12 protein-coding genes and 1 tRNA gene are annotated in these 13,666 nt (G+C 42.8%); 10 read left to right on the forward strand and 3 right to left on the reverse strand.

Features of this window, described 5'->3' with window-relative positions; translation table 11 throughout:
- Positions 1 to 168: 168 nt before the first annotated feature.
- Positions 169 to 609 (forward strand): DIP1984 family protein, encoded by a 441-nt coding sequence (locus DCK90_RS08010; protein WP_108245662.1) that lies wholly within the window; start codon positions 169 to 171, stop codon positions 607 to 609.
- A gap of 220 nt (positions 610 to 829) precedes the next feature.
- On the opposite strand, the gene lepA is transcribed toward DCK90_RS08010, so the two are convergent.
- Positions 830 to 2,626 (reverse strand): translation elongation factor 4, encoded by a 1,797-nt coding sequence (gene lepA, locus DCK90_RS08015; RefSeq protein WP_108245663.1) that lies wholly within the window; start codon positions 2,624 to 2,626, stop codon positions 830 to 832.
- Between the two features lie 150 nt (positions 2,627 to 2,776).
- Between lepA and DCK90_RS08020 the strand changes: the two genes are divergently transcribed.
- Both DCK90_RS08020 and dusB read left to right on the forward strand, forming a co-directional pair.
- Positions 2,777 to 5,197: an outer membrane beta-barrel protein gene (locus DCK90_RS08020; protein ID WP_108245664.1), complete on the forward strand. Its 2,421-nt coding sequence runs from the start codon at positions 2,777 to 2,779 to the stop codon at positions 5,195 to 5,197.
- 52 nt (positions 5,198 to 5,249) lie between these two features.
- Positions 5,250 to 6,242, forward strand: coding sequence for a tRNA dihydrouridine synthase DusB (gene dusB, locus DCK90_RS08025; protein ID WP_108245937.1), 993 nt, complete (start codon positions 5,250 to 5,252; stop codon positions 6,240 to 6,242).
- Here dusB and DCK90_RS08030 read toward each other — a convergent pair.
- Together DCK90_RS08030 and rbfA are read right to left on the reverse strand one after the other, a co-directional pair.
- Positions 6,239 to 7,441 (reverse strand): ABC transporter permease, encoded by a 1,203-nt coding sequence (locus tag DCK90_RS08030; RefSeq protein WP_108245665.1) that lies wholly within the window; start codon positions 7,439 to 7,441, stop codon positions 6,239 to 6,241. The genes dusB and DCK90_RS08030 overlap by 4 nt on opposite strands.
- Before the next feature lie 2 nt (positions 7,442 to 7,443).
- Complete coding sequence (rbfA, locus tag DCK90_RS08035; RefSeq protein WP_108245666.1) at positions 7,444 to 7,839, reverse strand: 30S ribosome-binding factor RbfA; 396 nt, start codon at positions 7,837 to 7,839, stop codon at positions 7,444 to 7,446.
- A 102-nt stretch (positions 7,840 to 7,941) separates the two neighbouring features.
- Between rbfA and mce the strand changes: the two genes are divergently transcribed.
- From mce to DCK90_RS08070, 7 genes are all read left to right on the forward strand, one after another.
- Positions 7,942 to 8,349 (forward strand): methylmalonyl-CoA epimerase, encoded by a 408-nt coding sequence (gene mce / locus DCK90_RS08040; RefSeq protein WP_108245667.1) that lies wholly within the window; start codon positions 7,942 to 7,944, stop codon positions 8,347 to 8,349.
- 59 nt (positions 8,350 to 8,408) lie between these two features.
- Positions 8,409 to 8,482 (forward strand) — tRNA-Ile (locus DCK90_RS08045).
- Positions 8,483 to 8,845: 363 nt separating this feature from the next.
- Entirely contained in the window at positions 8,846 to 10,057 is a 1,212-nt protein-coding gene (locus DCK90_RS08050) for an esterase (protein WP_108245938.1), read from the forward strand.
- A 141-nt stretch (positions 10,058 to 10,198) separates the two neighbouring features.
- A complete protein-coding gene (locus tag DCK90_RS08055) occupies positions 10,199 to 11,290 on the forward strand; it encodes a sensor histidine kinase (protein ID WP_108245668.1) in 1,092 nt (363 codons plus the stop codon).
- A 5-nt stretch (positions 11,291 to 11,295) separates the two neighbouring features.
- Positions 11,296 to 12,621 carry a sigma-54-dependent transcriptional regulator gene (locus DCK90_RS08060; protein WP_108245669.1) on the forward strand — a complete coding sequence of 442 codons (1,326 nt, stop codon included), beginning with the start codon at positions 11,296 to 11,298 and terminating at the stop codon, positions 12,619 to 12,621.
- A gap of 205 nt (positions 12,622 to 12,826) precedes the next feature.
- Positions 12,827 to 13,243 (forward strand): GreA/GreB family elongation factor, encoded by a 417-nt coding sequence (locus DCK90_RS08065; protein ID WP_159075793.1) that lies wholly within the window; start codon positions 12,827 to 12,829, stop codon positions 13,241 to 13,243.
- 43 nt (positions 13,244 to 13,286) lie between these two features.
- Entirely contained in the window at positions 13,287 to 13,646 is a 360-nt protein-coding gene (locus DCK90_RS08070; protein ID WP_108245671.1) for a hypothetical protein, read from the forward strand.
- Positions 13,647 to 13,666: the final 20 nt, after the last annotated feature.

Genomic DNA, 13,666 nt, shown 5'->3' on the forward strand with positions numbered 1-13,666 from the left:
TTTTTGGCGATTCGTCAATTGATATGGGGCATCCGTCAATTGACAGGCGCCTCTTTTCAAAATCATATATATCTTTTGCATGAGTTGCGGCTAAATCAAAACCAAGCCATAGTATAAATTAATATGGTTTCTGTTGGTCATGCAAGATTGAGATAAAATTTAAACCATATGACAATAGTAGAAGCTTTAAAAGAAAAGAACAGACTTATCAGAAATATTCTGGAACTGCAAAAAAGGATTTCGACCTATAATTGTGTTATTGAAGGAAACCCAAGGGCATACGACCCCAAGAAAGTTTTGGAAGAACTCAATGATACAATAGATAGGCTGGTCAGTATAAAAACGAGGATTACGAAAGCCAATCAAGCTGTACAAGAGAAAATATATCGATTGTCCGAACTCAAGACACTGGCTAAATTTTTAAAGACCATTCCTACTACGGAGGGAAAAGCCCCCGCAGGAAAAACTTATTATTCCCAACCGGAGACATATGTTTGGGAATCATCCATCAAAACAAAAGAAAGAGATGCCCATATTATTGACTTGGAGGAGGAGATTGATAAAATCCAACAAGAATTGGACACCCATAACCATAATACAACTATATAGTAAAAAAGTGTGGTGCAGAAATGCAATTACTGTTTGTTGATACCGAAGTTCAACTTGAAAAAGTTATTGGGGGTACAGCTTTATTTGATTTAGCCATTACAATTCAAACGTCAAGAAAGTTGTAATCAAGCTTCAAAACATAGGACTCAATATTCATGATACCTTAACAGCTTCAGTCTGACAACATTGATTCAGAGTATGCACTGCACCCTTTTATGCATTAATCGTTCAATTTTAGAACGGCCATAAACGCCTGCTGTGGAATTTCCACGTTACCCACTTGTCGCATACGCTTTTTCCCTTTTTTCTGCTTTTCCAACAATTTACGCTTACGGGAAATATCACCACCGTAACATTTGGCCGTAACATCTTTTCGCAATGCTTTTATGGTTTCCCTGGAAATAATCTTGGATCCGATAGCGGCTTGAATCGGAATATCGAACTGTTGCCTTGGTATAAGCTCCTTTAATTTCTCGCACATCTTTTTACCGATGGTATGTGCATTATCAAAATGGACCAATGCGGATAGCGCATCCACCGGTTGGGCGTTCAAAAGTATATCTACGCGAACCAGCTTCGATACACGCATCCCTATCGGTGAATAATCAAAGGAAGCGTAGCCTTTTGAAACGGTCTTTAACCGGTCGTAAAAATCAAAAACGATTTCCGCCAATGGCATATCAAAAATGAGCTCTACCCTTTCTGTGGTCAAATACGTCTGGTTGACGATCTGTCCCCGTTTCTCAATACAAAGTGACATTACGTTCCCAACAAAATCCGACTTGGTGATAATAGTGGCCTTTATGTAAGGCTCCTCAACACGGTCTACGGTCGATGGGTCGGGAAGGTCGGACGGGTTGTTTACGATAACGGCCGTTTCTTTGTCTTTTGTGGTGTACGCGTGGTAGCTAACGTTAGGTACCGTAGTGATTACGGTCATATCAAATTCCCGCTCCAAACGCTCTTGGATGATCTCCATGTGCAGCATGCCCAAAAACCCGCAACGGAAACCAAAGCCCAATGCCGCACTACTTTCAGGAGTAAACACTAAGGAAGCATCGTTAAGCTGGAGCTTCTCCATGGAAGAGCGGAGGTCTTCAAAATCTTCGGTGTCCACAGGGTAGATTCCAGCGAAAACCATGGGTTTTACGTCCTCAAAACCTCCAATGGGATTTTTGGTCGGATTGGCCGAATCGGTGATTGTATCACCCACTTTTACCTCTCGGGCATCTTTGATACCGGTAATCAAATAGCCCACATCCCCGGTTGAAATCTTCTGTTTGGGGTGTTGTGTAAGTTTCAAGGTTCCAATCTCATCGGCCTCATACGACCTACCAGTAGCTACAAATTTTATTTTCTGTCCTTTAGTGATTTCACCGTTAACCACCCTAAAATAGGTCTCAACGCCTCTAAATGGGTTGTATACGGAATCAAAGACCAAGGCCTGTAACGGTTCGTCGCGATTTCCCTTTGGTGCAGGTATGCGGTCGATGATCGCGGTCAAAATTTCTTCTATTCCAATTCCAGTTTTTGCGCTGGCAGGAATTACTTCTTCCGGTTTGCACCCCAAAAGGTCAACGATGTCGTCGGTAACCTCTTCTGGATTTGCACTGGGAAGGTCAACTTTGTTGAGGACAGGAATAATCTCCAAATCGTTTTCCAACGCCAGGTACAGGTTGGATATGGTCTGTGCCTGGATACTTTGTGCAGCATCGACTACTAAAAGTGCACCTTCACACGCAGCAATGGAACGGGAAACTTCATAGGAAAAATCCACGTGACCGGGAGTATCAATCAAATTAAGCACATATTTTTCACCATTGTGCATGTAATCCATTTGAATGGCGTGGCTCTTGATGGTGATTCCCCTTTCGCGTTCCAAGTCCATGTTGTCCAACAATTGGTCTTGTTTTTCGCGTTCGGTCACCGAGCCTGTAAAATCCAACAAACGGTCTGCCAAGGTACTTTTACCGTGGTCTATGTGCGCAATGATGCAAAAATTCCTGATCTTCTCCATATCAACAATAACATACCCTAAAAAGGGATATAATCAACTGCAAATATAATTGTTTTAAATACCTGTAAACGGTTTTTTCTCAATAAGAAAATTCCTTCGTATTTCGCTCAGAAATAATTTCTTAGATTTGAAGCTCAACCCTAACCTCTAATGAAGAACCTCACCTCTATTGTTTTATTGGTGTCCTTTACAATTTGTGGCGCGTACGGCCAAACCTTTACCATAACCGGAAAGGTTGTCGACGAACAAAATCAAGTGGTTCCTTATGCGAATATTCTTTTGCTCGAAGCGGCCGATTCGACTTTTGTTCAAGGGAGTTCTGCCAATGAAGAAGGGTTTTTTAAACTGACAGGGGTAGAGGCCAATCTATATTTGTTGCAGGCGAGCTATGTGGGAAGCGGCTCTGAGCCAAGGGCACTGGACATTACAAAAGACGTTTCGTTAGGGGCTTTGATCATTCCAATGGAAAGCAACGAGTTGGACGAAGTGGTCGTCACCGCGCAACGTCCAAAGCTTCAAAGATTACCGGACAGACTGGTCTTTACAGTCGAAAACACCGTGGTTTCACAAGGCACGTCGTGGGATATCCTTAAAAATACGCCAGGGGTCATTGTCAATCAAGATAATTTAATGATCCGTGGCCAAAATGCTACCGTCTATCTCAACGATAGAAAAGTACAGCTCTCAGGTCAAGAGGTTCAGGATCTGTTGCAAGGGCTTTCGGGCACCAACATAAAATCAGTGGAGGTGATTGCCAACCCACCCGCTAGGTATGATGCCGAAGGAGGCCCCATATTGAACATCGTTACCAGCAAGAACATTGTGCCGGGCTACAAGGGGAGCGTCAACGGAACCTTCACACAGGCGGTTTTTCCAAAATACAGTATCGGAACCAGTCATTATTACAAAACGGACAGGCTCAACCTGTTTGCGAACTACACCATCAACCCCAAGAAGGAAATCAACAAGACCAAAAAGGGCATCAATTTTATGGACGATGCCAATAACGTATTCTCTACATGGGACACCAATTACAACCAAACGGATAGATCGCAATCACAGAATGCCAGTTTTATTCTGGATTATGATTTTGATGATAAAAACAGCATAAACCTCACATCCAATCTTTTGTTCAATTTGGACCAAGAGCAGGAAACTTTGCTGAATACCGAAATGCGGAACGCACAGGCACAATTGGATTCCACATTTACAACGCGGAACAATGCCAACATGGACAACACCAACTTGGCATTCGACCTAACCTATGTGCACAAGCTGAAAAAAGAAGGAGCGCAAATCAGGGCCAATGGACACTATACCTATTTTAATGGTGAAATGTTCCAAAGGCTCTCTTCCAACTATTTTGATGCGAGCGGTACTTTTTTAAGGGACTTTGGGTTTGATAGTGATTCCGACCAAGAAATAAAAATTTTCACCGGACAACTGGACTATTTTACCCCCGTGGGAAATGCATCCATCGAATCGGGAGCAAAGATATCAACGATTACGTCGGAAAATACGATGAACTTTTTCAACTTTAATGGTAGTAGCAACACTGTCGATGCATCGCAATCGGATAGATATATTTATGATGAAAAGGTGTACGCGGCCTACATGAGCTTTATAAAAAACTGGGAAAAATGGTCCATGAAGTTGGGTGTTCGAGGTGAGCTCACTAAAGCGGAAGGAAACTCGATTACGTTGGGAGAGACCAATACGCAAGACTTTTTTGAACCGTTTCCATCCGTATACGTACTCTACTCACCATCGGACAAGCATAGTTTTTCTTTTGATTATGGAAGGAACATCGACAGGCCCAAGTACAATGATTTGAATCCTTTCCGTTTTTTTTATAATGAAAATGATTTTGAAGAGGGAAATCCAAGGTTGCGGCCAAGCTTTAGCAACAATTTCAATTTCAACTATACGCTCAACAGCGAATACTTCTTTGATGTGTACTACCGGGATAACGGTAGGAATATCGCCTATTTGGTATTTCAGGATAATGACAACCAAACTTTGGTGGAACTTAAGCAGAATGTTCTGGAAAGTAAATCCTATGGTTTGGATTTTACCGTGAGCAAATCCATTTTGCCCGCTTGGTTTTTGTATGCCTATACCTCTCTGTTCCATGAAGAAGAGACCTTTTTGGCCGAGGAGAGTGGAAATGTGCCCTTCACTAACGAAGTAAATGGTGTTTACGCCTATTTTGGCAATTATCTGACGCTCTCCAAGGATGGGACCTTTACGGGCGAAGTGGCCGCGACGTATATTTCCAAGTTTTTGTTTGGTTCCTATGTTTCGGACGAGCAGTTCAATTTGACTATAGGCTTGAGGAAGACATTGTTTGATAATAAAATCACCTTATCGCTTGCTGCTGAGGACATTTTGGAGCAATACGTGCCCACGTATCGTTCGCAGTATCTCAACCAAGATAATTTTTACAGAAGACGGCCCGAAACACAGTTTATCCGGTTTGGCTTTACTTATAATTTCGGCAATTTCCGATTGGAAGACAACCAGCGCGGAATCGATAAAAATGAGCGCGATCGACTACAATCCCAGAACTAGCTTTTAGGTTATTGTCTATTTTGTACTTTTGCAGTCCAAAAACCTGAAGGATTTGCCAAAAATTGGAAACATAGAACTCCCTGATTTTCCGCTTCTTCTAGCTCCGATGGAAGATGTTAGCGACCCTCCATTCCGTAAATTGTGCAAGGAGCAGGGCGCCGATGTGGTGTATACCGAATTTATTTCTTCCGAAGGATTGATTCGTGATGCGGCTAAAAGTGTCATCAAATTGGACATTTATGAAAAGGAGCGTCCCGTAGGGATCCAAATTTTTGGTGCCGAACTGGATTCTATGCTACAGGCTGTGGATATTGTGGAAAAATCCAACCCCGATATTATCGACATCAATTTTGGCTGTCCCGTAAAAAAGGTGGTCTGCAAAAATGCCGGAGCCGGTATTCTGCGGGATATTCCCTTGATGGTCAAGTTGACGGAAGAAATCGTTAAGCGCACCAAATTACCAGTGACCGTAAAGACCCGTTTGGGATGGGACAACAATTCCATTAAGATTGTCGAGGTGGCCGAACGATTGCAGGATGTCGGCATTGAGGCCATTTCCATCCATGGTCGTACGCGTGTACAGATGTACAAAGGCGAGGCGGATTGGAAACCTATTGCCGAGGTGAAGAATAACCAGCGCATGCATATTCCTGTTTTTGGAAACGGCGATGTGGACACTCCTGAAGCCGCGGTAAAAATGCGTGATGATTACGGATTGGACGGTGCCATGATCGGTAGGGCAAGCATTGGTTACCCATGGTTTTTTAAGGAGGTGAAACACTACTTTGAAACCGGTGAGCATTTGGCACCCCCGACCATGTTGGAACGCGTGGATGCTGCTCGAAGACATTTGCAGATGGCCATCGATTGGAAGGGTGAAAAACTAGGTGTTTTTGAAACCAGAAGGCACTACACCAACTATTTTAAGGGCATTCCCCACTTTAAGGAATACCGCATGAAAATGGTGACCAGCGATGATGCAGCAGATGTTTTTGCCGCCTTTGATGAGGTTCAGGAAAAGTTCGGTGATTTTCAGTTCGCTTAAGCTGAAATCAGCTTTTCGTTGATTCGACTGCTCGCAATTTTTGAGGAAATAATGCCCAAGACGACAATCGTTCCAAGTACGATTAATATGTTAATAGCGTTGAATTCCACGGGATAGGCCAAAGAAGGGGTAATCTTCAACCAACCGAAGGCCAGTTGGGAGCCAATCAATATGGTTCCTAAAAGCACTCCTATCAACCCACCAAAAGAGGTAACCAATAAGCCTTGGATAAAATAGATACGGCGCAGTTCCTTAATAGTTGTACCCAAACTGAACAACGTTTTGGAATTCTGTTGTTTGTCCAAAATCATCATGATGATGGCTCCGACCACATTAAAAAGGGCAATGATGAGCACTAAGGTAAAAATTAAATAGGTCGCTAAATTTTCGGTGTTCAGCATGCGGTAGAGCGAGGTGTTTTGTTCCCTACGCGTCAAAACGGAAACTTTATCGCCCAAAACCCCAACAATAGAGTTCCTAACATGATCTGGCGAGGCATTTTCCATCAATTTAAAATTGATGCCTGAGACTTCGGTGCTATCTTTCTGCAAAAGCTCTTGTACTAAAGGGAGTCGTGCAAACACATATTTTTTATCCAAAGACTCCTCAACGGCATAAATCCCGCTCACCACCAGGGAAAGATCATTATACGGTTTGGAGTTAAAACCTTGTGAAAGGGAGCCTTCTCCAGGTTTGGGCACCAAAACCTCCAGTGCGGCCCTGTTGCTAACCGGGACACCAAGTAAGTTGTAAATTCCAAAACCGATTACGGTGTTGTATACACCGGAACCCCAGTTTCCAAAGGTTATTGTGCTGTCGACTCCTGTAACGGCACGGTAGTTTTCGTCTACGCCTTTTATATAGGCAATGGTACTTTTTTCCTTAAAGGTAAGGTAGGCGCGTTCTTCCAGTTCCTTGGAATAGTCGGCCAGCCCTTCGATTTGAGCAAGTTGCCCTTCATCGTCGGCAGAAACGGAAAAATGCTTGCCAATGGTCGGTGAAGCTTTTAAATCTGGGTCAAAGGTATTGGAAAAGGAAAGGCTGAAGGTTTTGAGGCCGGCAAAAGCGGAGAGCACGATAAAAAGTGCTGCAGAACCTATCACAATCACCAAAAAAGTAATGAAATTGATGATATTTACCGCATTTTGGCTGCTTTTGGACCGTAAGTAACGTTTTGCGATATAAAGCGGAAAGTTCAAAATCAGGATTTCTTACGTTTGTCGAGCAAGTCCCTGTTCTCGATAGGGTTCTCCTCTCTTTTCAATGATTTTTCAATACCTTCGATGTATTCCAAGGAATCGTCCAGATAAAAATTGAGCTCTGGCACGCGCCTTAGTTGATGTTTTGTGCGTTGGGCGAGTTCGTAACGAATGGCCACTTGGTTCTCTTTAATACCTGCCAAAAGCTCTTTGGCCCCTTTGTTCGGAAAAATACTAACATATACCTTGGCCAAGGATAAATCTACCGTTACCGATACCTTGGATACGGAAATCAAAGTTCCCTTGAGGCCACCATCCGTAGCGGCCCGTTGTAGAATATCGGCTAGGTCTTGCTGAATGATTCCAGCGATTTTTTTCTGTCTTTGTGTTTCCTCCATACTGCAAAAATAAGCGAATAAATGACTATCCTCACGCTATTAACCATTTACACTCCGTAATTTTGGAAAAAGGCGAAGATTTTAACGCTCATATCATCTCATATGGAAAAAATTGAACACATCGGGATTGCGGTAAAGAACCTGGAAGCATCTAATATTTTATTTGAAAAATTGTTGGGTGTGCCCCATTATAAAATCGAGGAAGTGGCCTCGGAAGGGGTAAGGACCTCCTTTTTTAAATCGGGCCCCAATAAGATTGAATTGCTGGAGGCGACCAAGCCCGATAGCCCCATTGCCAAGTATTTGGAAAAAAAGGGAGAGGGCATACACCATATTGCCTTTGCCGTGGAAGATATTGTCTTGGAAATAGAACGGTTGAAGGGAGAAGGCTTTGTGGTTTTGAACGAAATACCCAAAAAGGGAGCGGACAATAAGCTGGTTGCATTTTTGCATCCCAATGGCACGAACGGCGTTCTGGTGGAGCTCTGTCAGGAAATAAAAGAAAGCTAGGGGCATTAAAACCTTGCGATGATGAAAAATAAACACTAATATTGCATCCGCAAATTGCGGGTCCTATAGCTCAGTTGGTTAGAGCACCTGACTCATAATCAGGTGGTCCCTGGTTCGAGCCCAGGTGGGACCACTTAAAATCCGTAACTGTCTGTTACGGATTTTTTGCTTTTTAATAATGTCAATTGTCTAATAATTTTCTCGACCAGTTTTCCAAAATCGTAGAAAGAGAAAAAGAACCAATTACTTTTCTGTAAACCATCATTTTTTAATCACCATTTTTATAACTGATCCCAGACTGGACTCCAGAAATTTCTTATGTCTCAATCTTTATTGTAACAAATTGTTACAATAAAGAAAAATATCATATCTTAGTGATATTATGTTCAGTGATAATTTGATTTTTCCAAGGATGGCTAAAATGTATTTAAGGTTTGCTCTTTTAAAAACCAATCCACTGAAAGCGACACATAAACAACAACTAAACAAAATCAGAATGAAAAAAACAGTAAACAAAGTAAGTAAGTTCCGCATGCAATTAATGCTTGTGGCCTTAATCCTGCCCTTGGCCGTAATTGGCCAAGAAGTAGGTTCCATGGAGCGGCTTGTCTCTCCAGAAATTGCTGACGATAACACGGTAACCTTTAGAATTAAGGCACCAAAAGCAGAAAAGGTAATCTTATCCGGTAATTGGATGCCAATGGTTCCCAATGATGGTATGGGCATGACACGCGAAACAGTGGAACTGACCAAAGGTGAAAATGATGTTTGGTCCACTACGGTGGGGCCTTTGGAACCAGAGCTTTACGGCTACACTTTTATAGTGGATGGCGTCAACACCTTGGACACTGCAAATTTGATGGTCGCACGTGATGGGACTTTTAGAACGGAAAATGTATTGTACATTCCTGGCGAAGCATCCGAACTCTATTGGGCCAAAACAGGGCCCAAAGGCACAGTTCACCAAATTTGGTACGAGTCCCCCACTTTGGATCAAACCCGTAGAATGTATGTGTACACCCCACCAGGGTATGCCGACAGTAACGAAAACTATCCTGTTCTATACCTACTGCACGGCGGAGGTGGAGATGAAGAGGCTTGGCCAACACTTGGGGTTGCCAATCATATATTGGACAATTTAATCAACTCAGGAAAAGCCGAACCTATGATCGTAGTGATGACAAATGGCAATCCAACACAAACAGCAGCGTTGACAGTAAGTCCTAAATTGGGACCTTCAACTCAACCAGCAGGGGGTATGGCCAATATGATGTTCGAAAAAAGTTTGGTCAACGATGTGATTCCTTATATTGAATCACATTTTCAGGTGGAAGCCAACAAAGAAAACCGTGCTTTGACCGGTTTGAGTATGGGCGGCCTACAGACTATGAACACATCTTTTGAAAACCCTGAACTTTTTGATTACATAGGTGTTATGAGTATGGGCTTTGCCGATTTGAGCCGTTTTGGAATCGAGGTAGACCATTCTAAAAGAGGAAAGCAAATAGAAGCCTTAAAAGCCGCTGACCCTGAATTGTATTGGATTGCATGTGGTACGGATGACTTCTTGTACCAAAGTGTGGTCGATATGCGAAATGAACTGGACAAACATGATTTTGACTACACCTATCGCGAAAGTACCGGCGGACATACATGGTCCAACTGGAGAATCTACCTATCGGAATTCGCACCGATGTTGTTTAAATAAACCTATTCATATTGAAAATGAATCCTTTCAAATCATCTCGATTTGGAAGGATTTTTTTGTTGGAAGAATCAATATTGTCGTCCTTTTGACCGAGGGGATTGAGTCCAAAGAATTCACTAATTTGCTAAAAAGGAGAAGAACATGCTCACTGCTGAACAAAAACTCAAGGAACGTATCAAGGAACTCACCTGTTTGTACGAGGTAACTTCCCTCATTGTAAACTGTGATTACGATGATATGGAAACCGCATTGCTCGGTATTGTGCAGTGTTTGCAGCGGGCCTGGCAGTTTAATGAGGAAACGTACGTGCTCCTATCAAACTCTGATTATTTTATCAAAACCGAGGAGAAAGGAGATGAATACGTGTTTTTGGAGTCGTTCATCACCGTGTTCAATAAACCTAGGGGAGAAATCAAAGTAGGGTATCCGTCCCCCAAGTACCAACTCAAGGATTTTTTGGAGGAAGAACAGCAACTGTTGGACAATGTATGCTTAAAAGTGGGCAATCTGTTGGAGCGAAAAGAAATCAAGGAAAAGGAAGAACACATTCGCCGACAGGTGGAACAATCCGATAGGCTACGGATTCTGGGAGAGATTACGGCCGGAATCGCCCATGAGCTCAATACGCCACTTGCCAATATTCTTGGATTCACCGAACTGTTGAAGGAGCGCGTCAGCAATGACCCACAAGCGTCCAAAGATTTGGACAAGATCATTACCAACACCATATTTTCTCGCGAAGTGGTCAAAAAACTGATGTTCTTTGCCTGCGAAATGCCCGAGACACGCGAAGTCATCAATGTGGTAGAGGTAATAGAGGAAGCCATCAACATGTTACGGACCACGTTGCGCCAAAATGAGGTAGCCTGCGAATTTCAACATTCCCAGGACACCATCGAACTTCGTATCGATAAAATTCAGCTGACCCAAGTGGTCTTCAATCTTATTGTGAACGCCATCTATTTTGCGCCGCCTAAAAGCGTTATTTCCGTTTCTTTGATGATGGAAAAAGACAATGTCATTTTAAAAATTGCCGACGAAGGACCTGGCATACCGGAAGAATCCAAAGCACATATTTTTGACCCATTTTTTACTACCAAACCCGTTGGAGAGGGATCCGGGTTGGGGCTTAGTGTAGTGCACGGCATTGTACAGAGCCACCAAGGGAGTATTGCGGTTAGGCCCAATAGCCCAACAGGCACTATCTTTACATTAAAATTCCCAAAAAAGTAAGCGCCTTGTTGAAAAAGGAGAACATATTGCTGGTTGATGACGACATTGATATTCTTGAGCTGTTGCAACGGCACTTAAAATCGATGGACTATCACACGTACAAGGCCATTTCGGTAAAGGAGGCGCTGTACATTTTAAAGGATACTGAAATAGACCTGTTGGTGACCGATATTAATATGCCCGATATTGATGGGCTGCAATTGGTGAAATATGTGGCCGAACATTTTCCAAATATGCCGAAGTTGGTAGTGACCGGTTTTCCTTCCGTTGAAGATGCCTCCAGCGTAATCGAACATGGGGCAACCGATTATCTGACCAAACCCTTTACAAAGGTCGAACTCGAAATGGCCGTAAAAAAAGCCTTAGCGCATAAGGAAGCAAAAGAAACCTTTAAAACACCAGCAGTAAAACCCATCCCCAGCAATGGCTATGCCGATATGATCGGGAATTCCGAAGCATTCCAAAAAGTTACCGAGATTATAGATAGGGTAAGGGACAACCGGGCAACGGTTTTGGTGCGTGGGGAAAGCGGCACGGGAAAAGAACTAGTGGCACGGGCCATCCATTATTCGGGCAAATTCGCACGGGCGCCTTTTATAGCTGTGAACTGTGGGGCCATACCCGAGAATTTGTTGGAAGCTGAACTTTTCGGTTACACCAAAGGTGCTTTTACAGGTGCTAACGAAAACCGTAACGGATTTTTCCAAGCGGCCCATAAGGGTACCATCTTTTTGGATGAGATCGGAAATGCGCCATTGGCTGTTCAAAATAGGTTGTTGAGGGTGCTTCAGGAAAAAGAAGTTACCAAAATCGGTTCTCAAAAACCTGAAAAATTGGATGTTCGGGTGATAGCGGCCACCAATAGTGATCTGGACGAACTGATTCAAAAGAAAACCTTTCGCGAAGACCTGTTCTACCGTCTTTCCGTTGTCACTGTGGAGGTGCCACCACTGCGGGAACGTACTTCGGACATTACCTTGCTGGTCGATAAATTTATGCAGAAATATGGTATTGAGTACAAGGACCGATTTGTGCGTATGGACGATGATGCCCTAGAAGTCTTAAAGCGATATTCTTGGCCCGGCAATATCAGGGAACTTGAGAATGTGGTGCAGCGCGCCGTGATCATGTGCGATGGCAAAATCACTTTGGAGCATCTTCCGGATGAATTAAAATACAAAATCGACTTTCCCGATAAGGATTTTAAAACACTTCAGGAAAAAGAAAAGGAATATATTCAGGAAGTTCTCCTATCCGTTCAGGGCAACAAGACCAAGGCTGCCGAAATTTTGGGCATTAACCGCAAAACACTTCGCGAGAAGCTCAAATAATCGCTGGGGCAGAATACCCCGACTGGGTAAAAATTACCCGCTACCGACCTCCTCTGTTTAACACCAATAAACATGTAATTGACTAATAATCAATTTATTATTATTAAAATTCACTTGTAGCACATCCAAATGGCATAGGCTTTGCCTTTTAATGTCCAAAATGCAGGGATGCCGTTTTTAGTATCCCGTCCGTTAAGAAATGAAAATGAAATACGGAAGCCTGATCATGGAGAAAAAGGATTATCTAACGCTTAAAAGAATACTGAACTTCCATAGGTATTATGAGGATTATGCCCATAAGGATGCCTTGGAACAGTTGGGCGAGAGAATAGACGGGGCTTTGGTAGAGGATGAGTCGGACATGCCGGACGATGTGGTCCGTTTAAATTCAAAGGTCACTGTGGAATTTGCACAGGGGGCCCAGCAAACGTTCCAGCTGGTTCCTTCCACACGGGGAAATCTCAAGAAAAGCATGATTTCCGTGGTGAGCACTTTTGGTGCCAGTTTGGTTGGCCTTGCAGTAGGAGATCAAATTCAGTTTGGTTTTCCATCTGATATACAATCCTTTAAAATAATCGGTGTAGAACAGTCACACCAATTATTGTCCAGTTTTGACTTTTAAGAAAACAATAAAAACAATTATAAACCCTAAATATTAAATAGTTATGAGAATTATAGTTTTAGCAATTCTGTTTGTGGTAGCTACCACAAATATCAATGCACAAAGTGCAAATCCACAAGAAATCAAGGTTGGTGATGTCCTGGAAATTGGTCGTCCAGATGCACCTCAATTTCAACATATTGACTTTCCTAGGGCAAACTTCATCATTAAAAAAGGAGGCATTGCCAACTATAAAACGGTGGTTGGAAACAAAGTTGTAGTGACCGACATTAAAGAGAAAAAAGATGGTACCGTTGTTGTAAAGATCAAAAAAACGGACGGAAAAAGATTTTTTAACAGTCACCCGGTGGTTAAGGCAGATTTAAAAGATGCTCTCGAGTCAGGTGAGCTCAATGTACTGTAGTAGTTGATTGATGATATCCG

Origin of the sequence: Muricauda brasiliensis (genome assembly GCF_003057865.1) — a bacterium.
Lineage (GTDB): Bacteria > Bacteroidota > Bacteroidia > Flavobacteriales > Flavobacteriaceae > Flagellimonas > Flagellimonas chongwuensis.